General features: G+C 27.3%; 22 protein-coding genes. 9 read left to right on the top strand and 13 right to left on the bottom strand.

Annotated features, from left to right (window positions below; translation table 11 throughout):
• Window positions 1-18: 18 nt before the first annotated feature.
• The 8 genes from ACZ5RS_RS04155 (at window position 19) to ACZ5RS_RS04120 (ending at window position 7,285) form a co-directional block, all read left to right on the top strand.
• Complete coding sequence (locus ACZ5RS_RS04155; protein ID WP_464637751.1) at window positions 19-654, top strand: hypothetical protein; 636 nt, start codon at window positions 19-21, stop codon at window positions 652-654.
• Window positions 654-983 (top strand): transcriptional regulator, encoded by a 330-nt coding sequence (locus ACZ5RS_RS04150; protein ID WP_464637749.1) that lies wholly within the window; start codon window positions 654-656, stop codon window positions 981-983. The genes ACZ5RS_RS04155 and ACZ5RS_RS04150 overlap by 1 nt, the downstream gene beginning before the upstream one ends.
• The gene (locus tag ACZ5RS_RS04145; protein ID WP_464637747.1) at window positions 961-1,662 is read left to right on the top strand and encodes an ABC transporter ATP-binding protein; all 702 of its coding nucleotides are present in this window, start codon (window positions 961-963) and stop codon (window positions 1,660-1,662) included. The genes ACZ5RS_RS04150 and ACZ5RS_RS04145 overlap by 23 nt, the downstream gene beginning before the upstream one ends.
• Window positions 1,650-2,912 carry an ABC transporter permease gene (locus tag ACZ5RS_RS04140; RefSeq protein ID WP_464637745.1) on the top strand — a complete coding sequence of 421 codons (1,263 nt, stop codon included), beginning with the start codon at window positions 1,650-1,652 and terminating at the stop codon, window positions 2,910-2,912. The genes ACZ5RS_RS04145 and ACZ5RS_RS04140 overlap by 13 nt, the downstream gene beginning before the upstream one ends.
• Window positions 2,912-4,117: an ABC transporter permease gene (locus ACZ5RS_RS04135; RefSeq protein WP_464637743.1), complete on the top strand. Its 1,206-nt coding sequence runs from the start codon at window positions 2,912-2,914 to the stop codon at window positions 4,115-4,117. Before ACZ5RS_RS04140 ends, ACZ5RS_RS04135 begins: the two co-directional genes overlap by 1 nt.
• Before the next feature lie 10 nt (window positions 4,118-4,127).
• Window positions 4,128-4,853, top strand: a complete 726-nt coding sequence (locus tag ACZ5RS_RS04130) for an outer membrane lipoprotein-sorting protein (protein ID WP_464637741.1) — start codon at window positions 4,128-4,130, stop codon at window positions 4,851-4,853.
• Window positions 4,854-4,860: 7 nt separating this feature from the next.
• Window positions 4,861-5,865: a hypothetical protein gene (locus ACZ5RS_RS04125; RefSeq protein WP_464637739.1), complete on the top strand. Its 1,005-nt coding sequence runs from the start codon at window positions 4,861-4,863 to the stop codon at window positions 5,863-5,865.
• 112 nt (window positions 5,866-5,977) lie between these two features.
• On the top strand, window positions 5,978-7,285 hold the full coding sequence (locus ACZ5RS_RS04120; protein ID WP_464637737.1) for an MFS transporter: 1,308 nt from the start codon (window positions 5,978-5,980) through the stop codon (window positions 7,283-7,285).
• Here ACZ5RS_RS04120 and ACZ5RS_RS04115 read toward each other — a convergent pair.
• The 9 genes from ACZ5RS_RS04115 to ACZ5RS_RS04075 form a co-directional block, all read right to left on the bottom strand.
• Window positions 7,282-7,800 carry a FumA C-terminus/TtdB family hydratase beta subunit gene (locus ACZ5RS_RS04115; protein ID WP_464637735.1) on the bottom strand — a complete coding sequence of 173 codons (519 nt, stop codon included), beginning with the start codon at window positions 7,798-7,800 and terminating at the stop codon, window positions 7,282-7,284. The genes ACZ5RS_RS04120 and ACZ5RS_RS04115 overlap by 4 nt on opposite strands.
• Window positions 7,793-8,662 (bottom strand): fumarate hydratase, encoded by an 870-nt coding sequence (locus tag ACZ5RS_RS04110; protein WP_464637733.1) that lies wholly within the window; start codon window positions 8,660-8,662, stop codon window positions 7,793-7,795. The genes ACZ5RS_RS04115 and ACZ5RS_RS04110 overlap by 8 nt, the downstream gene beginning before the upstream one ends.
• Window positions 8,655-9,125 carry a VanZ family protein gene (locus ACZ5RS_RS04105; protein WP_464637731.1) on the bottom strand — a complete coding sequence of 157 codons (471 nt, stop codon included), beginning with the start codon at window positions 9,123-9,125 and terminating at the stop codon, window positions 8,655-8,657. Before ACZ5RS_RS04105 ends, ACZ5RS_RS04110 begins: the two co-directional genes overlap by 8 nt.
• Window positions 9,115-10,125: a tRNA modification radical SAM protein MnmL/YtqA gene (gene mnmL, locus ACZ5RS_RS04100; RefSeq protein ID WP_464637729.1), complete on the bottom strand. Its 1,011-nt coding sequence runs from the start codon at window positions 10,123-10,125 to the stop codon at window positions 9,115-9,117. Before mnmL ends, ACZ5RS_RS04105 begins: the two co-directional genes overlap by 11 nt.
• Window positions 10,122-12,413 (bottom strand): patatin-like phospholipase family protein, encoded by a 2,292-nt coding sequence (locus ACZ5RS_RS04095; protein ID WP_464637727.1) that lies wholly within the window; start codon window positions 12,411-12,413, stop codon window positions 10,122-10,124. Before ACZ5RS_RS04095 ends, mnmL begins: the two co-directional genes overlap by 4 nt.
• 3 nt (window positions 12,414-12,416) lie before the next feature.
• The gene (fmt, locus tag ACZ5RS_RS04090) at window positions 12,417-13,343 is read right to left on the bottom strand and encodes a methionyl-tRNA formyltransferase (RefSeq protein WP_464637725.1); all 927 of its coding nucleotides are present in this window, start codon (window positions 13,341-13,343) and stop codon (window positions 12,417-12,419) included.
• Complete coding sequence (gene def / locus ACZ5RS_RS04085) at window positions 13,340-13,846, bottom strand: peptide deformylase (protein ID WP_464637723.1); 507 nt, start codon at window positions 13,844-13,846, stop codon at window positions 13,340-13,342. Before def ends, fmt begins: the two co-directional genes overlap by 4 nt.
• 335 nt (window positions 13,847-14,181) lie before the next feature.
• Window positions 14,182-15,888, bottom strand: a complete 1,707-nt coding sequence (locus ACZ5RS_RS04080; protein ID WP_464637721.1) for an EAL domain-containing protein — start codon at window positions 15,886-15,888, stop codon at window positions 14,182-14,184.
• A 497-nt stretch (window positions 15,889-16,385) separates the two neighbouring features.
• A complete protein-coding gene (locus ACZ5RS_RS04075) occupies window positions 16,386-17,357 on the bottom strand; it encodes a hypothetical protein (RefSeq protein ID WP_464637719.1) in 972 nt (323 codons plus the stop codon).
• Window positions 17,358-17,721: 364 nt separating this feature from the next.
• Here ACZ5RS_RS04075 and ACZ5RS_RS04070 point away from each other — a divergent pair, with 364 nt between their 5' ends.
• The gene (locus ACZ5RS_RS04070) at window positions 17,722-18,957 is read left to right on the top strand and encodes an MFS transporter (protein WP_464637717.1); all 1,236 of its coding nucleotides are present in this window, start codon (window positions 17,722-17,724) and stop codon (window positions 18,955-18,957) included.
• On the opposite strand, the gene priA is transcribed toward ACZ5RS_RS04070, so the two are convergent.
• The 4 genes from priA to acpS are packed head-to-tail and all read right to left on the bottom strand — an operon-like array spanning window position 18,954 to window position 22,959.
• Window positions 18,954-20,927, bottom strand: a complete 1,974-nt coding sequence (priA, locus tag ACZ5RS_RS04065) for a replication restart helicase PriA (RefSeq protein WP_464637715.1) — start codon at window positions 20,925-20,927, stop codon at window positions 18,954-18,956. The genes ACZ5RS_RS04070 and priA overlap by 4 nt on opposite strands.
• Window positions 20,928-20,941: 14 nt before the next feature.
• A complete protein-coding gene (locus ACZ5RS_RS04060) occupies window positions 20,942-21,733 on the bottom strand; it encodes a uracil-DNA glycosylase (protein WP_464637713.1) in 792 nt (263 codons plus the stop codon).
• Complete coding sequence (gene truA / locus ACZ5RS_RS04055) at window positions 21,726-22,598, bottom strand: tRNA pseudouridine(38-40) synthase TruA (RefSeq protein WP_464637711.1); 873 nt, start codon at window positions 22,596-22,598, stop codon at window positions 21,726-21,728. The genes ACZ5RS_RS04060 and truA overlap by 8 nt, the downstream gene beginning before the upstream one ends.
• On the bottom strand, window positions 22,591-22,959 hold the full coding sequence (acpS, locus tag ACZ5RS_RS04050; protein WP_464637709.1) for a holo-ACP synthase: 369 nt from the start codon (window positions 22,957-22,959) through the stop codon (window positions 22,591-22,593). Before acpS ends, truA begins: the two co-directional genes overlap by 8 nt.

The raw sequence follows: 22,959 nt of genomic DNA, 5'->3' as shown, positions 1-22,959 counted from the left end.
CCACTTTAGGAGATAAACATGGACAACAAAGAAATACAAGAAGCTATTGATAACATTCGAGAATTAAAAGAAATTATTACTAGCAAGCAAAAGCTATTAACACCAATGATTCTTGCAAAAGATTTTATTAACATGTTGTTATCTGCCTCTATATTACTTTTAATAACAACAATAATTACTGCAACAGGATATATTAACAATTCATCTTTTTGGGATTTTCCAATATATCTTAAAGCAATAATAATGCTTTCTTTACTTGCAAATTTTATTCAAGTACTAATTAGAAAGCTTAAAGCTTTTAATGAAAATACAAAAATTTCTATTGCTACTACTATTGGTGAAATATTTTCTGTAGATATTATAATCTCATTATTCTTAGCAATATTTTTCTGTGTTATTTTTGCTACAATTACAAAACTTAATTGGATTTATCTACCCACAATTACCATTGCATATGGTTCTTTAATTATTTCAATGGCTAATAAAGTTGGAATAATTGAATTTAAATATATTGGATATATAACAATCTTTATAGGGATTATTAGTATGTTATTCCTTCAAGTTCCATTATTAATTCTTGGATTTTCTATGTATACTATAATTTTGTTCTCATACTTTGTTGTATTAAATATCTCAAGGAGAAATAAGGTATAATGAAATATCCCAAGCTAGATAAATTAATACATGAACAAAGTAGACTCAAAATACTTATATATCTATCTCAAAAAACACCGTCAAAAACAATCTTTACTCAATTAAAAAAAGATTTACATATGACCAGTGGTAATTTAAGCATCCAATTAAAAAATCTTGAACAAGAAAATCTTATAGAACAAAATAAAAAAATTGAAAAAAATAAAATAAAAACTTATGTAAATATTACAGAAACAGGAATTAACGCATTAAATCAATATTTAAATGATTTAGAAACACTATTATCAAATCTCAAAGGAGACGAAAATGAGTCTAATAAAAACCATTAATCTTTCAAAAACTTACACAACACAAAGTGAAGAGGTACATGCTTTAATTGATTTATCAATTGAAATCAAAAAAGGAGAAATCCTAGCAATATCAGGACCATCAGGAAGTGGTAAAACAACATTACTTAATCTTATTGGACTTTTAGATGATATTACAAAAGGAGATATAGAATTAAATAATATTAAATATTCTACTCTAGGTAAAAAAGAAAAAACAGAAATAAGAAAGAATATGGTTGGCATGATTTTCCAATCCTATAATCTAATTCCTGTTTTATCAGCATATGAAAATGTTGAAATGGCTTTAAACTGTCTCTCAAAGGAACAATTGGCTAGTCTAAATGTTTACAACAAGAAAGATAAAAAAGACCTTTGCTATAGTGCTCTAAAAGATGTTGATTTAACAAATTTAGAAAATAGAAGACCAAATGAATTATCTGGTGGACAACAACAAAGAATATCTATTGCTAGAGCTATCGTTAAAGATCCTAAAGTATTATTAGCAGATGAACCTACTGCAAATTTAGACAAAGCTAATAGTGAAAATATTTTAGATTTAATTTCAAATCTAAATGAGACTAAAGGCTTAACATGTATCTATTCTTCCCATGATATGCTTGTTCTTGAACATGTTAAGAGAATAATAAAATTAGAGGATGGTAAATTATGTTTAAATTAGCCTTTAGAGGTGTTTCAAGATATAGAAGAAGAACTATAATTACCTCTTTCGCTATTTGTATTGCAGTTATTTTTTCTATTTTTATGAAATCTCTTTTAACTGGAATCGCAGCAGACTCAGATAAAAATTTAATTTATAATGATACCTCAAGTGCTAAAATATATGCTAAAGGATATTTTAGTGAAAGAGATTATCTACCCATTGATAAATTAATCACAAAAGAACAAGGTACTTCTCTTCAAAAACTTTTACTAGATAATAACTATACTGAAATTACTAAAGAGTTTATCTCTTCTGCACAAATAATGTTTTATGAAGATCCTTTTCCAACATCTGGCTCTCTTACTGCAGTAATCAAAGCTATTGATAGTACTAATTCTCAAGCTTATAAATATGATGATGCTAATATAAAAGGGAAATGGTTAACTAAAGGTGTTGATGGAGTTGTCATTGGAGCAAAACTTGCTGATGATATAAAAGCAGATGTAGGATACTTCTTAACAATTCAAACAAAAGGAAAAGGTGGATTTATACAAGCTTTTGATATACCAATTATTGGAATAATATCAACAGGAGATCCAGTAATAGATGCATCAACCCTATTCTTTGATATGGATACAATAGACTATTATCTAGAATTAGATGGTTCTGCTACTAGTTATGCTGTTTCATATACAAAAAACATAGCAAAACTAAAAAAGATAACAGATCAAGAAACAATTAATTTAAAAGAGATAGCAAATCAAGTTGATCTAGAAGCTTATTCCTGGAAAGAAATTGCTGATGATATATTACATCTTCAAGCTTCTAAAGGTGGTTTTGCAAATATCTTCTTATTCTTCACATTCGTAATTGCAATAGTTGGAATAAGCAATACTATGTTAATGGCTATTAGTGAAAGAAAGAATGAAATCGCTATGCTAAAAACTCTTGGATATACTAATAAATACATTAGAAAATTATTTACTCTAGAAGGTACAATTATTGGCTTTATGGGAGTAGTTGTAGGTTCAATTTTTGGAACAATAATTTCATTATACTTTCAAAAAAATGGAATTAATATTTCAGCATTTATGGATCAGACTGATAATATTGGATATAGAATAAACAGTGTAATGAATGCGTTTGTTTCGCCTTCTCAAATCATAGCTATAATGGTTTTAAGCATTGTAGTTTCAATGATTACTGCATATTTAGCTGTAAGAAGAACAGGCAGAGGCGAAATCGCTGAAATGTTTAGGAGGATATAATGTTTAAATTAGCTTGGAAAAATATATTAAGAAACAAAAGACGATCTATACTTTCAGCAAGTGCGATTTTCTTTGCCGTTGTGTTTGTTAGCTCAATGCTTTCTCTTTATGAAGCAATGATAAAAGATATGTCTGATAACGCTATTAATCATCAATTAGGAAATATCAACGTTAAAACACGAAAATATATAGATAATGAAAGAATACTTCCTTTACAATTTTATATAAGTGAAGTAGATAAAAAAATTGATAAAATTAATTCTGTTGATGGTGTTATTAAAGCCTCTCCTGTTACTAGAATCCCTTCAATGGCCTTTTTAGGAGATGAAAGCTACAACGTATATACTTATGGAGTAGACTTTGAAACTTCAAATTTCTTTGATTTAGGAATTTTAAATGCGGGAAATTTTCCAAAAGCGGATAAAGAAGTCTTAATAAGTTCTCAACTAGCAGATGAAATGAATTTAGCTGTAGGAGATTCATTTACATTCCTTACTAAAACAGCAATTGGGGGTTCAAATGCTCTAGGAGTAAAAGTCTCAGGTATATATTCTTCAAATGATATGGATATGAATAACCTAAACTTCTTTATATCAATTGATCAATTAAGTAAAACGCTGAGAATGAATCAAGGTGCCACAGAAATATTAATCTATACTGATTCAACTGTTTCTGCCTCAGAAATTAATCAAGTACTAAATGATTCTTCTTTAGTTGCTACAGATTGGAAAGATAATTCTTTAGTAGGACAAATGCTTTCCTTAGTCCAAATAATTTATGGATTTATTGAAGTTCTTTTCTTACTATTTGCTTCTACAATAATTCTAAATACCACCATGATGAGTATTATTGAAAGAAAAAGAGAAATTGCAACTTTAATAGCACTAGGTTATGAAGCTCATTGGGTAAGAAGATTGTTCTTATTTGAAACAGCACTATTAACTTTTATTGCTAGTATTGTTGGTTCAATTGTTGGTGGAATTATAATTACAGTTTTAAATAGAACAGGATTAGACATGGTAGCCATGGGTGGTGGTAGTGTATCTGGTTTTGCTATGAGCTCTTTTGTATATCCATTCTTACCATTTAAAAACTTTATATTTTTAATTATTCTAGCCATCATTATTAGCACATTAACCTGTTTCTTCCCAACAAGAAGAGTCTTGAAAATCGAACCAGCAAAAGCTTTACATGATGAAATTTAAGGAGTCATATATGAAAAAAAAATTTATCTTATTATTTATATTATCTACTATCATAACTGCAAATATTTTTTCTATTGATGTAAATACCATTATAGAAAAGTATGATTATAATTCTATTTTTGAAACTTCAAAAATGGAAAGTTCTATTATTGTTAAAGATTCTCTTGGTACTTCTAACCAAAAGATTCTTGCTTATTCGAAAAGAAATGGAGATACCTTAATTGAAATAACAGAAGGTCCTGATGCAGGACAAAAAGTCTTAAGATTAAGCTCTGCAATTTTTTTATATTATCCTGAGGCTAATCAAATTATTAGATTACAAGGAGCTGCTTTAAAAGATTCTTTTATGGGATCAGACTTTTCTTATGAAGATTTATCTGGCGATGAATCAATAATTAATAACTATAATGCCACATTAATAGATGAAACTGATTCCAATTATATTGTTGAATTAAATGCAAAATCTAGAAAACAACCATATCAGAAAGAACTATTGATAATTGACAAAGAAACTTTTGTATGTGTTGAAGCAACTCTAATGAGTTCTAGTGGTAGAGAATTAAGAAAAATGGAATCTTCAGATATAAGAAAAGTAGGAGATAAATATGTTGCATTTAATATTAAAATGGTTGATTTATTAAAAAATCAAGGATCAACAACATTAAAAATAGAATCACTTGATATAGATATTCCTCTAGATAATAATCTATTTACTACAGACAATTTATCTTGGTAGGTATTTTATGAAAAAAATTTTTTTATCAATCATAGCCTTATTAATAATAACTAATACTATATTTGCTACCACTACTATAAAAGGAGACTTCAGCCTTAGCGAATTAGTTAATATTGATGATAGTTTTAATACAACCAATTTTAGTTTTGCAAATTTAAATTTATTCTTAAATTCTAGTTCAAATAATGTAAAATATACTGTAAAAGGAACTGTTAATTATTATTATGATATAATCACAGATCCATCACAACCCAATAATACTTCATTTGAGATAAGCCAAGCATATCTTAAATTTAGAATTCCTTTTAACAATAACTATTTGACTTTCAATTTTGGAAAAACGCCTTTAGATATTGGAGGAGATTGGCAATTTAATAGTGGAACTCCATTTGATACTACTTATTCAACTTCACTTTTAACAAATACTAGTGATAATAATAATCCATGGATAGCTTCAGCTAAAACAAGACTTTTTGATTTAAAGGATTTCAAAAGTTTAAATTTAGAATTATTATTCAAATTTCCTTTCGAAGATTCTGATACAAAAGCTGGAGCTAGAATTACATATGATGTTAATAGTGCAAGTTTTGGAACTTTTGAAACTTCATTCTTAACAGATAAGAGTGAAACAATTCTTGCTGGAGGCTTTAATGGTACCCTTTTCTTTGATTATGGATTATATGCAAAAACTGACTTACAAGATTTAAATAACTTTGAAGCTTCTTTCTATTTGTTAAAAATATTCTCTGATTATACTTTCAAATTTGAAGGCTTATATGAAAATGAAATAGATACTTATAATATATTACCTTCTATTTCTTATGCTATAAATGCAAAAAATAGTATCTCATTTATGGCTGTTACAAAATATAATGAAACAACAGATTGGATGCTATCCCCGGTTATAAGTTTCACACAAAATATAGTCCAAGGATTAGATTTCAATTTTGTTTATTCTTATTCTAAAGCAACAAAGAATAGTCTAGCATTTAATATTACACACAAATTCTAAGAATTATATATCAAAAAATAAGCTATTAAAAATCGTTATAATAAAATATTAATAATATGTAAAAAAAACGATTTTAATAGCTATATTTCTATTTACATATTATAATTATCTCATGCATGAAAGTAACAAAGACAAGCCTAAGTCTTATTTGTCTTGGGCAATATACGATTGGGCAAACAGCTCTTTTGCAACAACAGTAATGGCAGGTTTTTTCCCTGTTTTCTTTAGTGAATATTGGACACAAGGAGCCAAGGCTTCAACAACAACGTTTTATTTAGGGTTAGGAAACAGCTTAGCCTCCCTAATAGTTGCAGTTTTAGCACCAATTTTAGGAGCTATTGCTGATCATGGAAGCTATAAAAAGAAATTTTTAGTTACCTTTGCCTTTATTGGATGTCTTATGACTGCAAATCTTAGCTTGATTCAAGCTGGGCATTGGCAAATGGCTGTTATTTTCTACATTATTGCTTGTATTGGATTTTCAGGAGCAAATACTTTCTATGATTCATTACTACCTACTGTTGCTTCAAAAGACAAAGTAGACTTCGTTTCATCGTTGGGATATAGTCTTGGCTACATTGGTGGCGGCTTACTTTTCTTATTAAATGTAATAATGTATCTAAAACCTGAATTCTTTAATCTAAGTAGTAGTGAAGCAGCTATTAAAGCTTCCTTTATAATAGTTGGAGTTTGGTGGTTTGTTTTCACAATTCCTCTACTTTTATTCGTTAAAGAAGAAAAAAAGAATGAATTAAAAGTTAAAAGATCAATTAAAATAGGACTCATTGAGTTTAAAACTACAGTAAAAGATTTAAAACATTTACCTACTCTCTTAACGTTTTTAATTGCTTATTGGTTTTATATTGATGGTGTAGATACAATTATTAGAATGGCAATCGACTTTGGAACAGCCTTAGGATTCTCTGCAAGTTCCTTAATTGTAGCATTACTATTAACACAATTTGTTGCATTCCCTGCTGCAATTCTTTACAGCTACTTTGGAAAAAAAGTCGGTGTAAAACGAGCCTTGATGATTGCAATATTAGCTTATACTCTAATTGCATGTATTGGCGCATTCATGACTAAAGAAATACATTTCTATATTTTAGCTAGTTCCATTGGGTTATTCCAAGGAGGTATACAAGCTCTGTCTAGATCATTCTATACTAGATTAATACCATCAAATAGAAATGCTGAATTCTTTGGATTCTTTAATATGTTAGGTAAATTTGCAGCTATTTTAGGGCCATTACTATTAGGCCTTGTAACTTTGATTACTGATAATAATAGAGTTGGGATTGTTTCATTAATAATTCTATTTATAGCAGGTGGACTACTTCTTAATAAAGTCGATTTAAATAACAACGATAAAGAAATAGAAAATTTCTTAAAAGCAAAAGAAGCTCAAATCAATAATTAATAAACACTATTTCCCTTGCTATCTATCGCAACTATGCAAGGGAAATCTTTTACTTTAAGTTTTAATAAAGCTTCTGGGCCTAATTCTTTAAAAGCAATTGTTTCAACTTGAATAATTTTTGAATTATATAAAGCCCCACAGCCACCAAAGGCTGCCAAATAAATACCATTATTTCTTTTTATAGCTTCAATTACATCATTACTACGTGGGCCTTTTCCTAACATTCCCTTTAGACCTAAGTCTAATAATCTTGGAGAATAATAATCCATTCTAGCACTTGTTGTAGGACCACAAGATCCTATAATAAAATTATCAGGAGCTGGAGATGGACCCATATAATATATTAATTGATTTTTTATATCAAAAGGTAATTCTTTATTTGAATCTAACAATTCAAAAAGTTTTTTATGAGCTTGATCTCTAGCTACAAAAAATTCCCCATTTAACCTTACTTCATCGAATATATTTAAACTGCTTATAACTTGATTATCTAATGGTAAATTAATATTAATCATTGAGTGTTCCTTCATATATAAAATGAGCCTTTCTATCCGCCCAACAATTTATTGAAACAGCTAATGGCAATCCTGCAATGTGTGTTGGCTCTTGTTCAATTTGAACAAACAAAGCTGTTGTTACCCCGCCAAAACCACCTGCACCAATTTGAGTCTCATTTATTTTACTTAATAATTCATTCTCAAGCTCTTGATATCTAATATCAGTGTTTTTAATGTCTAAGTCTCTAATCAAAGCTCTTTTTGATAAATATGCTGCTCTTTCCATAGTGCCTCCAAGTCCAATACCGACACAAATAGGAGGACAAGGTTTACCACCTGCTTTCTTAACTATATCTAAAACAGCCTCAATCACACCCTCTTTTGATACTGTTGGATTAAGCATTTTCACACCACAACAATTTTCAGAACCAAAACCCTTCAAAAGTACATTAATTTCAATTTTATCCCCGTCAACTAAATTATAAGTGATAATAGGAGGTAAATTATTTTTTGTATTGAGTCTATCAAAAACAGGCTCTGAAACTACACTTTTTCTAAAAAAGCCTTCTTCACTAGCCAAAGAACAGGACTCAATGATTGCTTTTTCTATAGCCACTAGACTACTTTTATTGTCCCTACCTACATCAACAAAAACATCAAACATACCTGTATCTTGACACATAGGAATTTTATTTTGTTTTGAAATTTTTAAATTTTCTAAAATACTATTTAAAACTACTAAAGAAGATTTTGACTCTCTAGTAGTTTTTGTTAATTCTTTGTCTCTAGCAGCTATAATTAAGTCAACGATTGAAGAATCTAATTTTAAAGTACTGTCAATTAATTTATTTTTTAAGCTTTGAACAAATAAACTATTCATTAGAAGGATCCTCTTTAACAATGATTTTTAAAAATAATTTTAAAATATAAAAACCAATAGCACAACCAACTAATAGCCCCAATCCATCAGAAATAATATCTAAAACTTCAAATTGTCTACCAACGGTTTTTTGGATAAATTCTATTATTGTACCAATAGCAACGCCGACAATCAAAGTAAAGACTGATGGTAAAACAATCCAATTTGATTCAAATAAATCTCTATTTTCATGGTGCTTATTAAAAGCTAATCTAACAAATGCGAAATATAAAAAAACACCTAAAGCAGCATAAGCTATCATGTGAGCGCCCTTATCCCCAAAAGGTAAATAATTAATAGCACTAAGTCGATCACTTGATATTAAACTTAAATATGAAATTAAAATTATTAATAATATACTTATTCCAACACCAACAATACTTATATGAGATAAGAATTTCTCTAATTTATTTCTATTTTCCATCAAACAAATCTCCTTGTACAGCTCCTAACTTATTCATTCTTTTCTCAAGAGTTTGTATAAACTTTGATTTATCATAAAATTTTCTTGGAGCAGCTAAACGATGAGGAGGTGTCTCGCACAATAATCTTTGAATAATAATATTTGGGGAGAGCTTTCTCAAAAAGTACATACAGTGTTCAACAGCACGGAATGTGCTTGCAACTGCAATTTCACCTCTAATATAATCATCAAATAACATCGTTCCTCCAAGTATATCTAAATTATGTATTTTAACTGCTTCAATATTCAAATCATTAATTAATTTGATTGTGTTATCAAATTCTTTAAAACTTTCATTTGGTAATCCAGTAATAATATGGGTAGAAACCTTTATTCCTTTTTTATGGAGTCTATTAATTGCATCAGAGAAAGTTGCAACATCATGGCCTCTATTAATTGAATCTAAAGTTTTGTCATTTCCACTTTGTAACCCGACTTCAACCCAAACATCCTCAACTCTATCTTTATAAGAAACTAATAAATCAATTATCTCATCATCTAAGCAATCAGGTCGAGTTGAAACAATAAACTCAGTAAAAGGATATAAAGATAAGCCTTTATCAAATAGTAGTTTCAATTCATCAACTGGAGCATATGTACTAGTCCAAGCTTGAAAATATAAACTTAAGGCTTGAGCATTATATCTTTCTTTTAAAAAAACTTTTCCCTTTTCTACTTGTTTCTCTAAAGCATTTAGACGCTTTTCTAAACTTATTCTAGGTCTTGGACCACTATGAGCTACTCTTTTTTGAAAGCTACTATCTCTTTTCCAAATACCTTCTCCAATTCTTTGATATGTAGCACTAGCACCAGTACCATCACAAAAGATACATCCACCAGTTCTATCATTTTCTCTATTTGGACAAGAAAAACCGCCATCCACTCCAATTCTATAAACACTCTTTGAATAAGTTTCCAACAAATATTGTTTATAAGTTTTCCACGGTAGACCTACACTCATACAAACTCCAGAACAATATTAAAGTTACCATTTATAGAAAAACCAGTTCCAAAAATCATATCACCAAAACTAGTTTTTATACCAACTCCTGTAAATATTCCAAAACCAAGATCAGTAATGCTAGGAATTTTATTGGCTGGAGCTTTTAACATACTTGAAGCATCCTTAGGATATATATTTAGAATTGGATTATAACTATTATCTGTTCCATAAAATTTCATTCCAGCTTGTAAATATATAGGATAAATAATTTCATTTAAATATCTTTGATAAGAAAGTCCAAAACTAAAATATTCTCTAGTAAAAGAGCCAAAATAATATCCTGGAAGTTCTTTATACCCACCTAAATCAAAATAAGATGAAGTTAATTGATAATTAGCAGTAGAAAAACCAAATTTAGCTTCTGCTTTTATAGTATCCATTTTTGTAATTGGATATGCAAAACTACCATCAAAATATCCGTAGTACCCTAATTCTCCATTTGTTATATTTATTGAATTAATACTATTTACACCATATCCTGAGGTAGCAAATACAGTATCCTGAGAATTTAGATACGTAAAAGTAAAATCAAAATTAAAAATATTTAATGGAGTATCATCAAAGGAAATATAATTATCATTCGAATCAATATACTCATTTGCCCCTAAAGCAACTAATTTATAATTAATTAAAGTTTCACAAGAAAACATATTAGAAAGTTTTAAATCCAAACCCATTCCAACATCAAATCCTACAGAATACGACGGGATATAGTACTTTACATATTTATTATTAGCTGGAGATAAGGAACCAAAGTATGAACCAAATTGTGAGAATAAATTCAAATTAAGATTTTCTTGCTCTAAAAGTTGATATCCAACTTTAGAAACAATGCTAATATTTTCAGCAATTTTTAATTTTAAATCTGCAGTTATTCTATCAGCAAAAACATATTTTATTTTTGGATGTGACTCAACAGCTAAATAAGCCCAAGCTCTATTATCAGTATTATTTGAAAAGCCCATTTTCATAGATGTGCTAAAATCTATTTTTGAAGGCGAGCTATCCCAATTTCTTAACCCAATTTCTAAATTTCCTGAATAATCTTTTTTATTAATTAAGTTAAAATTAAAACTCACTGTAGAAATATCATTTATAGTCCCAAAAGATGTTACATCTTCTTCTAATTGTTTTAACATTTCAGAAGTTAATCTTTTGTTTATATATTTATCAAAAATATTGGTAAATGAATATTTTTTATTATTATTGATATCAACAAATTTTACATACTTTACTAAAGGATCTTGTAAACTTTCATAGATACTTGAAGTATCTTCATTTTTTACTTCTAATTTCCTATACTTTTTTATTTCATCCCTAATTTTTATAAAATCTTCTTTATGTTGCTCAAATGCTTCATAGCCTTTTTCTAATATTTCATCAATCTTATTTACTTCAAGTATCATAAAATTTGAGACATCTGGTTTAACTAAAATATCACTTAAAGCTTGACTTTCTTCTCTATTTGAAAAGGTTGCTAAGTTAATCGTCTGAACTAAAACTCCAGATAAAGTTGAAAAATCTCCAGGACCTTTTAATCCTTCACTTGAAACATCAACACTAATTATTATATCTGCACCCCAATCAACGGCAACCCTTACTGGTAAATTATCTGATAATCCACCATCCATACAATATGTTCCATCTTTCAAAACATATGGTGGAAAAATAATTGGTAATGACATTGTTGCTCTCATAGCATCTGAAAGAAACCCATGATCAAGTATCTTTTCTTTTCCCGTTGCTGAATCTATCGCAACAGCTTTAAATGGAATTGGTAAATCATCAAAATCAATTTCACCTGCAGATTTTATTGTTGTTTTATTTAAAAAACTTATAACACCTTGATCTGATAAAAAGCCTGGTACATCTCCAATCCCAGTAGAATTAACTCCAATACTCAATTTTAAGCCATCAGAATCTTTAAGTAAGGATGGCGGTGTTGCATTTTTTGTATATCTATTTGGTACTAAATAATTTATTAAAGGGTCTTCTTTTAAAATATTAATCAAATCATTTGTACTGTATCCTAAAGCATAATAAGCACCAATTAATCCACCCATGCTTGTACCACAAATAAAATCTATCGGAATACCCATTTTCATTATTTCATCAACAACACCAATTTCAGCAAAACCTTTTGCTCCACCCCCAGATAATACTAATGCAACTTTTGGATAAGTTGCATAAATTGAAGAAATAGATAATAGTAGGATAACTAATAATAATTTAAATTTTTTTTTCATTTTTTACCCTAATTTTTTTGAAATGATTTCACTATGCCCATTAATAAAGGAGTTAAAATCCATTTCTTTTTTACCTTGCAGTTGCAATCTATCAATAATAATTGCTCCTGAATTACAAGCGATAACAAGCCCCTGTTTTTTCCTTTTTTCCACAACAGTTCCAAGAGGAACATCATAAGAGACATCTATTATATCATATACACTTGTTAAAAATAGCATTTGACCATCATAAATTGTATAAGCTTTTGGCCAAGGAGTAAACGCTCTAATTTTTGCACTAATTTCACTTGCACTATTATTCCAATCAATTATAGCATCTTCCTTAGTAAATTGTTTAGTAAAAGAAACATCACCCTCTTGTGGCTTAACGACGATTTCACCTTTTTCTAATTTTTTAAAAGTTTCTACAGCAAAAGGAGCACTTAAGGCTTCTACTTTTTCGGTTAATGTTAAAGTAGTATCTTTTTTTGAAATCTCAAAATCCAATGTAGATAAAATATCACCACTATCAACTTCCAAACCAAGTTTTTGAATAGAGATTGCACTAGAAGTCAAACCTTCTAAAATTGCATATTGGATAGGAGAGCTTCCTCTAAACTGAGGCAATCTTGAAGGATGTATATTATAACAACCCCCTTTAAACATTGAAAGAAATTTTGGACCAAAAATCTTACCATAAGCAAAACAAATCAAAACATCACAATTAAAAGAGGCAACCTCTTTTAAAGCATCGCCCCTCAATCTTTCTGGTTGTAATATTGGTAAATTTAACTTAACAGCTTCTTCTTTAATAGGAGAAGGAATTAATTTATTACTTCTTCCTTTTGGTTTATCTGGATTTGTTAAAACTAGACCAACTTCAAAAGTTTCTGCTAAAGCACGTAGTGTTAATACTCCAATTTCTGCAGTTCCTGCAAATAATATTCTCAACTAACTGATCCTTTTTTTAATCTATTTCTTCTTTCATATGATTTAAGAACTTTCAATTTTGTTTTTTCATCCAATCTATCAACAAATAAAACACCATTTAAATGATCATTCTCATGTTGTATAGCTCTAGCTAATAAATCATCACCTTCAACTCTAAAAGTTTTTCCATTTACATCTTGAGCTTGAACAGTTACTTTTTTACTTCTAGTTAGATAAGTATAAACACCTGGAATTGATAGACAGCCCTCTTCCATTGAACATTCTTCCATAGAGGTTTCTATTATCTCTGGGTTTATAAAAGCCTTTCTTACACCACGATGATCATCAATAACAAAAATTCTTAAATCAACACCAACCTGAGGCGCTGCCAAACCGACACCATCAGCTTCGTCCATTTTTTCAAACATCGCATTAATAAGCAATTCTAAAGCAGAATCAAACTTTTCAACTTTTTTTGCTTTTTTTCTTAATATTTCTTCACCAATTGTATATATCTCTAACATGGATTTTCCTCACACATCATATTTATTTATTCTACTTTATTTATTACAACATATAAAATTATTTTATGCTTATATTCTATTTACTACCAACACCAATTAATTTTTTTTATAAAAAAATAATTATCTATTATCATCAGTAGTATATTATAAAACTTTTTATATTTCTATTACTTACCTTATATTAATTTTCTTTATATACAATAATAATAAAACCTGCCATTAATCTCAATATAAAATTACTTAAATTTTTATCCCAAAACAGTTCTTTAAAAATCAGAGGTTAAAGAAAGTCTAAAAAAATAAAAGCCTATAATTATTCTTTTTTCTCATACTTTTCAATCATATTCTTTTAAATTAAAAGTCTTATAATATTCATAAAAATCATCTAATTTTAATGGTTTAGAAAAATAATACCCTTGGATTTTATCACAAGACATTTGCTCTAATATTTTATATTGTTCTCTATCCTCAACACCTTCTGCAATAACTATAAAACCAATTTTATGAGCTGCTGAAATAATTTTTTCTACAACAATCTTCATATTATCTTCATAGATTTTATCAATAAAATACTTATCTATTTTAATTACATCTGAGGGAATTTCATTTATAAACTTTAGAGAATTATAACCTGTGCCAAAATCATCAATTTTTATAATATACCCTTTATTTTTCAAATCCAATATAACTTTTTTTAATTTACTATTATCTTTAGAAGATATTCTTTCTGTTATTTCTAATTCAAAATTTTTGCATGGTATATCATTTTCAATAAGCAAAGTATCTATCCACAATAATAAATCTTCATCTAACAACTCACTAACGGATATATTTATTGAATATTTTATTTCAACACCTTTATATTTTAAAATAAAATAATTATTTATAGCCTTTTCAAAAACCCATTTAGTTACTGCTTGGATAACACCAAATTCCTCAGCTACTTTTATGAATGTACTAGTGTTTATAAGTTGGTCTTCTGGTCTATCCCAACGAACCAAAACTTCACAATTTGAAATTTTATTATTCTTTATATCAATTATTGGTTGGTAAAGAAGATAAAAATTATTATCTTCTATTGCTTGGATAAGTGAATTAGCAACTTCATTATAAAATTTCCTTTCACGTGCAAACTTTTCATTATATAAATATAGACCACACTCACATAAATCATTTTGTTCTATCGATGTCATTAATTTACCTAATATTTCGGATGGAGTATATAACCATAAGTTATAATCGTTGATTATACCTGTTTTTAAAACTAATCGAATATCACATTTCCCAAATTTTATAGGAACTTTTGTTTTTTCTAGAAAAATATGGAGAGTCTTTTTAAAACTACTTAAAGTTGATTTTTTTTTAATTATTATAATCGCATTATGAGAAATTGGATAAATATAAAAATGTTTATCTATCTGTGATAATAAATTAACTAAAAAGTTTATTATTGGATTGATAATATCAAAATCATAACATTTACATAATTCTTCAAGGTTTTTAATTTTTATTATCGCAATGTGATAATTAATTTTTTTCTTATGAAAATGCTTTAATATTAAATATAATTTATTTAAATTATATAATCCTTTTATATTTCTTTTTAAATAAGCATTTTTTATCGCATCATTATCTTCAAGATTTTCAATTGTCCCAGCATATTCAATCTCTTTGAAAAATATTTCATCTTCATCTATTTCTATTGGGATTTCTTCATCATCCGTTTGTTTAAAAAAATATATAAAATAAATACCAATTAAAATATAGATTACAAGTCTTGATACTAAATTATTAGGAATATTCAATAAATCATAAGCATTATTAGAAATATTAAATAAATCCATTATTCCATCAGCGATAATAGCCGCTAGATAGATACCATTTTCTTTAAAAAAATATGCTACTAAAATTATCACAATATAAATTAACTGTTCTAAATAATTCCCTTTATTTAAAATAACAGCAACAATGTTATATATTATAAAAAGTACTAAAATAAAATATTTCAAAAACTTTTTATAAGAAAATCCTACCTCCCTCATCTATAGTGTCCCCCCAAATGAGATGATATTTAGTTAGAAGATACTAACTCAATATTAATTAAGTCAGCAAATTTGAATTTAAAACTTTATTTTTATATATTGATTATTTGAATATTGTCTTTTAGAAATCCAAATTATTATTGATACAAATAAATAAAACAAAACTTATTCGCACTAAATATCATAAAACTTTTTTCTTAAACCACCTAAGCACAAAAGAACTAGATATTTTATATAAACACATATAAAAAAAACCTCATAAAGGAATAAAATTGTTTAAAAAAAGTGATCTAGTTTCTAAAGGTATTTAACCTATTATTACCATCATACAAGTCACAATAAAATGACTTATATATTTATCCTCCTATACAAATCTAAAAAATAATTATTAAAAAATGCTAATTATATTTTCCCCTTAAAAGTATCATTTTTTATTTATAAACTATTTTTTATTATATATTAATTTTGTTATATATCATAAATAATTAATTCAAAAATCAAAAATTTAGATTTCTCTTTGTGAATATTTTCTTTTCATCTATTTCAAATTTGATAATTTCAATTTTTTCCTCAGTAAACTCTTGTATTAACTCAAGATATGCATTGGCCATATATTTTTTTACATTATCAAAAATCCAATGATCTATATGTAAATATAAATCATATAATGTTAATGAATACTTAATACTAGATTGATCAATATTATTAATAATGGATTCAAGTTCCTGAATTAATTGGATATTATTAATTTTTTTATTTCTTGAGATAATTCTTGCTGTTACTAATGAAAGATTATATGCAATCCTATAACAGTAATTTAAAGCCTCAATTATATCCTTATCTGAATTAATTTCTTTTATAGGATTCTCTATTAATCTATTCAATTCAGTTACATAAAATAAATGGCTTTGCTTTAAACATTCTTCTGAAACAAATTGCGCATAAAATTCACTCCAAAGTTTTGCTGCAACATTTTTAAAAAATTCATTATTTTCTTTAGCATCAGATAAATCATAATCTTTTTTTATATAAGGGATTTCTCCATATAACTTATTTCGATAAAAATAATCAATTGAGTGACCTACTTCATGGAAAAAACATCCGGTAAAAAGTTCTTCAAATTCTGTTGCATAACCAAGCAATTCAACTTTCTTAAATGAAAATTCAGCGAAAATTGTATTAATAGCTATTAAAAAAACTATATCCTTTATAATTATAACTTGTTCAAAATTATCGTTATTCATAAAATTAACATAAATAGCATATCCTGAATGATTTTCACCTTTAGAAATTTTTGCATTACAATCATATTCATGAACAATTGAAATATATTGATTATGTTTTCTAGGAGTAATAATAATCTGTTTTAATGTAGGAGGAAAAAGTTGTTTAAAATTTGTATTTAAAACTTCTTCAAGCTTTTGTGAATTCAACATTTTATATTCAACTGATTTATTTATTAATTTCAAATTATTTCCTCCTATTTTAAAATCAAGTTAATTATGTATCTAACAATACTCTATTAGTTATATTATTAAACATTTTACTATTTTTTTTCTATAATTTTTTTTACACAATATTCTCTAATTTTTACCAAATGATATTTTATTATTTCGTTATACTAAATTGTATTTTTTTTTATTAAAATTCATTACAAAATATTATTTTAATCCATCAAAGAATTTTTTAGAAATTAATCAATCTTTCTCGATTTTTTGTTACGTAATATATTTAATAAATTAAAAATAAAGAAAGGTCCTAATTACATTAGTTATATTGACTATGAAAAATTTATTTAATATCGTTATACTAATTTAAAATCTGGGAATAAAAATGTCAAAAATAAATAAATCTAAAAAAATAGGAATTAAAGATTCTTTTCAACAAAATTATAATGTGATGCCTTTTCTCTTTTCAGTACTATTTTTTGGAATAACAAATAGTATTGCAAAAGCTTTAATGAATAATTATCTTGCAGATATTATTAAGATTACAAGAATACAATTGGGTGTTGTTGAATTTTTTAGAGAACTTCCTGGATTATTTTTAATTTTCATTTTAGCTTATTTATATAAGCAAAGTGATAAAAAGAATTATCAAACCGCCATAATTATTTCTATTTGTGGTTTTTTAGGCCTTACCTTTTTAGGGACAAACTTATGGATTGTTATAATCTTCTTAGTAATGAATAGTCTTGGTGAACATATTAGTATGCAAGTAAGACAAAGCTTAGCTGTTGAAATGTCTAAAAAAAATATGAATGGCAATTCCCTAGGGATAATGCAAGGTTTTAGATCTTTAGGAAATATTTTAGGATTCTTGATAGTTCCAATTCTCTTTTTCTTTTTATCTAAAATTGGGTTTGGTAAAGATAGCGCTAAAAGTTATAAAACAATTTATTTCATTGCAATGTTAATAGCTTTTATTGCATATATTTTTACATCAAAAATTCCTAAACTACAATCAGAAGAAAAAGTTGGGCCAAAAATATATTTTCATAAAAAATATGGAAAATATTACATACTTTCCTTTTTCTATGGAGCTAGAAAACAAATATTTTTAACCTTTGCTCCATTTGTATTAGTATTAAATTATGGGGCTAGTGCTTCATATATGTCTATCCTTTTTGCAATTACAGCAGGATTAACCATAATATTTGCACCTATAATCGGTAAATTAATAGATAAAATTGGCTATAAAAAAGTAATGATAGGAGATACCCTAATATTAATTATTGTTTGCTTTTTTTATGGCTTTGCTCATAGATTATTTGCACATAATGTTGCATTTTATGTAGTTAGTATTAACTATATACTTGATTCAATTCTTTCAATTTGTAGTATGGCATCTTTAGTTTACTGTAGAGCTTTATCCGCTAATCAAGAAGAATTTGGTAAAACAATTACAACAGGGATTTCTGTTAATCATTTAATTAGTATTGTTATTGCATTGTTAGGTGGTTTAATCTGGCAACTAGCTGGTATTGAAATATTATTTACAATTTCTGCAATATTAGGCTTGTTAAATAGTATTTTTGCAGCAACAATAAAAGAAGTTAAAAACAATTAAATTAATTGTAATGGATCAACATCAATTTCAATATAAATATTGTTAGGAACAGTTACTCTTTGTAAAACCTCTCTCACAATCCATTGGCAAAAATTTATCTTTTCATGCTGTAGTAAAATATTAAATCTATAGTTATTTGATATTTTAAAAATACTACATTCACTTGGTCCATACATAATTACTGAATCATTTCTTTGACGCTCTAAAATATTATTTGCTTTTTCTAATTCTTCATAAAAGAATGAACTAAAATCATATGTTGAATCTTTATTCATCCCTCTAAAAACTAAATTCAATTGTCTTGTATAAGGTGGAAAATCAGTTTCTTCACGGACTTTTAATTCTTCATCATAAAAAGAGTCTCTTTCACATCTGAGAGCTTTTTGAATAGCGAGATTTTTTGGTTGTAATGTTTGTATTACAACTTTTCCTTTATCATTAAATCTACCAGCTCTACCTGCAACTTGAGTTACTAAAGCATAAGTTCTCTCTTGTGCTCTAAAATCAGGAATATTCATAGCAGAATCTGCTAAAACAATTCCAACTAATTCAACATTAGGAAAATTGAAGCCTTTAGCAACCATTTGTGTTCCTAATAATATATCAGTTTCACCATTTTTAAATTTATCTAAAACACTAAACATATTTTTCTTATCTTTAGCAATATCACCATCTAACCTATCTACAGAAGCGAAAGGAAATAAAGATTTTATCTCTTGTTCAACCATTTCGGTACCAAAACCTCGATACCCAACATCTAAACTATTACATTCAGGACAAATTTTAATTGGTTTAGTTTTATATCCACAATAGTGACAAACCATTGAATTTGTATTTTTATGATAAGTTAATGAGATTGAACAGTTAGGACATTGCATTTCATAACCACAGCTTTTGCAATGGAAATAATAAGAAAAGCCTCTTCTGTTTAAAAAGAGAATTACTTGTTTATGTTTCTTAATAGTTATATTTATTTCATCCTCTAATTCTCTTGAAATTATAGATTTCTCTTTTATCATATCTACAACTTTCATTTTTGGAAGATGCCCAAATCCAACACGATTTAATAACTCAATCTTTTGTATCTTATTTTCTTTCATTAATTTATAAGCTTCTAAGGAAGGGGTTGCACTACCCATTATCAAAGTTGCATTATTCTTATTACAGATATGCTGAGCTATTTGTCTTGCATGGTATCTAGGAGTTTGAGAACTTTTATAAGAATTTTCATGTTCCTCATCTATTATTACAAGCCCTAAATTATGAAAAGGAGCAAATATTGCACTTCTTACTCCTATAACAATTGAAACTTCGTTTTTAAAGATTTTTAACCATTGTGATAATCTTTGACTCTTTGTCATAGCAGAGTGAAGTATTGCAACTTCATCACTAAACCTTTTACTTACTTGTTGAATCAATTGATGAGTTAATGTTATTTCAGGGACTAAATATATAACTTGCTTATTTTCTTTTATTATTTCTTTTGCAAATCTAAAATAAATTTCACTTTTACCTGAACCTGTAACACCATATAGATAATAAAGCGCATTTTCTTTTTTCTTAAGAATTTCTAAAGCATTTTCTTGTTCTTTAGATAAACTCTCAACAGCTTTAGTCGAAATATCTTCTTCATTAATACTCATTGAAATGGCTTTCTCTCTTTTACCTCCAGGTAATTGAAGAGATAAAGCTTCACCTACTGAGCATAAATAAAAATTTGACATCCAAATTGCTAAATCAATTTGATTTTGATCAAATATAGGCTCTTCATCAACAGCACGCTTAATATCTTTTATAGTGTAGGAAGTTTCAAATTCCTCTACAACTTCTATAACATAACCAATTTTTGAATAATTACGGAAAGGGACATTAACTCTTATTCCAACAAAAATTTGATCAATTAATTCCTCTGGTATTTTATAAACAAAATCGGTATTTAATGGTAAATCAAATAAAATTTTTGCAAACATATCCTATTCCCTTATTATATATTAATAAGCTTACTTGCTTTCTTTAAATCCTCCCAAACAGGTCTTCTCCATTCAGGATTTCTCAATACAGCAGCAGGATGATAAGTTACAACACAGGGAACTCTTTTATATGAATATATATTTCCTCTTAAATTCTTCATAGGAAGATTGAGTTTTAATAAATTATTTGCTGCAATTTTTCCTAAAATTAATATTACTTTAGGATTAATTAATTCAATTTGTCTTTCTAAATAAGGTAAACAGGCATTTACCATTTCATTTGTAGGATTAGAATTACTGAAACATTTAACAATATTTGAAAGATATACATCATTCTCTATATTTAGGTTAATAGACGAAAGCCATTTCCTTAAATATTGACCACTTTTCCCAACAAATATTTTATTATTATAATCTTCATCTTTTCCTGGACCTTCCCCAATAACCATTAATTTAACATTCTTATTGCCTTCACCATAAATAATGCTTTTTCGAATTAAAGCCGCATCACATTTTGAACAATTCAATACTACTTTTTCTAATTCAAAATAATCTAATGATGAATAATCAGATATATTTTCTTTTATCTTATTTTTTACTGGATTAAATTCTTTTTGGTCAGTTTGAGAATTTTTAATTTCTTTCTTATCTAAATTGTTTAGTAATACTTCTTTAAAATTAAATTTTGAAAAATTATTAACTTTCTCAACCTTTTTTTCAACTTTTGGACATAAATAATCATCGCTAAAAGCTAATTTGGCTGTATTTAAAATATCATTAAACTTTTCACTTTGTTCTTTATTCATTGTCTTCTTCTATTTTTGTTAATGGAATTGCTGTATCTTCAAACCATTTATATTCATTCTCATCATAAGAAACATTTAATAAAAACAAACCATTTGGATTAGCTGTTCTTTCTGCCCTTTTTCTATTTTTACTTTCTAAAGCTGCTTTAAATTCTTCACTAGTTTTATTCTTCATTGCAAAATCAAGTTGAGTACCAACAATTGATCTAACCATTTTATATAGAAAAGCGTTCCCACAAATTGTATAAGTTAAAACATCATAACCCCATTTATCTTTTTCAAAAGCCCAATAAGATTCATACATATCTCTACATTTTGAAGGACTCATATCTTTACTAGCTACAAAAGTTGAAAAATCATGAGTTCCAACTATATGTCTTGCATAAGAATTTAATAAATCTATTGAAGGGAATCTTTTTATTTTTGCAACAAATCCATTATCAGTTGCAGTCATTTCATTTTCTCTTTTTAGATAATATCTATATTTTCTAGCATAAGCTGTATATCTAGAATGAAATAAACCATCAACTTTTTCACAATCTAAAACTCTAACGGTTGGTGGCAAATTACAATTGATTACATTCAAAAAAGCTTTAGCAGGAATTTGCCTATCTATAATATCATAATGACAAACTTGTCCCATAGCATGGACCCCGCTATCTGTTCTTCCAGAGCCAATAACTTTAACCTCTTCATTTAACATTTTTTTTAAAGCTTTTTCTATTACTTGTTGAACACCCATCCCATTTTTTTGAGTCTGCCAACCATTAAAGGCTCTACCATCATAAGATATAATCATCTTATATCTTACTTTTCCTTCTTCTAAATCTAATAAGGGGGGTCTTCTCCAATCTACTCTAGCCATCTAATTCCTCTAATAATACTACAGCCACTGCACAAGGAAAATCATGACTTATTGAAACCTGACAATTAATATTTCTAAAAGTTTCAAGTGTTTTTCCCTCAAGCTTAATAATAGGCTGTCCGCTTTTTAAATTAGTTACTAATATTTCAGAGGGAATCAATTTTGTAAAGCCCACACCTAAAGCTTTTGCTAAAGCTTCTTTAGCAGCAAAACGTCCAGCTAAAAATTCTGCTCTCATTTTAGGATTTTTATATGTATTAGCTTTTTCTACTTCTTCTTTATGGAATAATCTATTAATTGCATGTTCATTTAATTTAGCTATTCTATCAATATTTACTATATCAACACCTATTTTATTCAA

This window comes from Pleomorphochaeta caudata, from assembly GCF_055395745.1.
Note: the sequence above shows the minus strand (reverse complement) of the source record. Positions and strands in the feature narration are given on the sequence as shown.

Coding starts and splice junctions, on each gene's coding strand:
- ACZ5RS_RS04145 (WP_464637747.1), top strand. CDS start 961: ATGAGTCTAATAAAAACCATTAATCTTTCAAAAACTTACACAACACAA.
- priA (WP_464637715.1), bottom strand. CDS start 20,927: ATGTTTGCAAAAATTTTATTTGATTTACCATTAAATACCGATTTTGTT.
- ACZ5RS_RS04150 (WP_464637749.1), top strand. CDS start 654: ATGAAATATCCCAAGCTAGATAAATTAATACATGAACAAAGTAGACTC.
- ACZ5RS_RS04130 (WP_464637741.1), top strand. CDS start 4,128: ATGAAAAAAAAATTTATCTTATTATTTATATTATCTACTATCATAACT.
- ACZ5RS_RS04155 (WP_464637751.1), top strand. CDS start 19: ATGGACAACAAAGAAATACAAGAAGCTATTGATAACATTCGAGAATTA.
- ACZ5RS_RS04135 (WP_464637743.1), top strand. CDS start 2,912: ATGTTTAAATTAGCTTGGAAAAATATATTAAGAAACAAAAGACGATCT.
- ACZ5RS_RS04105 (WP_464637731.1), bottom strand. CDS start 9,125: ATGGAAAATAGAAATAAATTAGAGAAATTCTTATCTCATATAAGTATT.
- ACZ5RS_RS04080 (WP_464637721.1), bottom strand. CDS start 15,888: ATGAGGGAGGTAGGATTTTCTTATAAAAAGTTTTTGAAATATTTTATT.
- ACZ5RS_RS04115 (WP_464637735.1), bottom strand. CDS start 7,800: ATGATTAATATTAATTTACCATTAGATAATCAAGTTATAAGCAGTTTA.
- ACZ5RS_RS04060 (WP_464637713.1), bottom strand. CDS start 21,733: ATGAATAAAGAACAAAGTGAAAAGTTTAATGATATTTTAAATACAGCC.
- ACZ5RS_RS04120 (WP_464637737.1), top strand. CDS start 5,978: ATGCATGAAAGTAACAAAGACAAGCCTAAGTCTTATTTGTCTTGGGCA.
- truA (WP_464637711.1), bottom strand. CDS start 22,598: ATGGCTAGAGTAGATTGGAGAAGACCCCCCTTATTAGATTTAGAAGAA.
- mnmL (WP_464637729.1), bottom strand. CDS start 10,125: ATGAGTGTAGGTCTACCGTGGAAAACTTATAAACAATATTTGTTGGAA.
- def (WP_464637723.1), bottom strand. CDS start 13,846: ATGTTAGAGATATATACAATTGGTGAAGAAATATTAAGAAAAAAAGCA.
- ACZ5RS_RS04095 (WP_464637727.1), bottom strand. CDS start 12,413: ATGAAAAAAAAATTTAAATTATTATTAGTTATCCTACTATTATCTATT.
- ACZ5RS_RS04125 (WP_464637739.1), top strand. CDS start 4,861: ATGAAAAAAATTTTTTTATCAATCATAGCCTTATTAATAATAACTAAT.
- ACZ5RS_RS04110 (WP_464637733.1), bottom strand. CDS start 8,662: ATGAATAGTTTATTTGTTCAAAGCTTAAAAAATAAATTAATTGACAGT.
- ACZ5RS_RS04140 (WP_464637745.1), top strand. CDS start 1,650: ATGTTTAAATTAGCCTTTAGAGGTGTTTCAAGATATAGAAGAAGAACT.
- ACZ5RS_RS04070 (WP_464637717.1), top strand. CDS start 17,722: ATGTCAAAAATAAATAAATCTAAAAAAATAGGAATTAAAGATTCTTTT.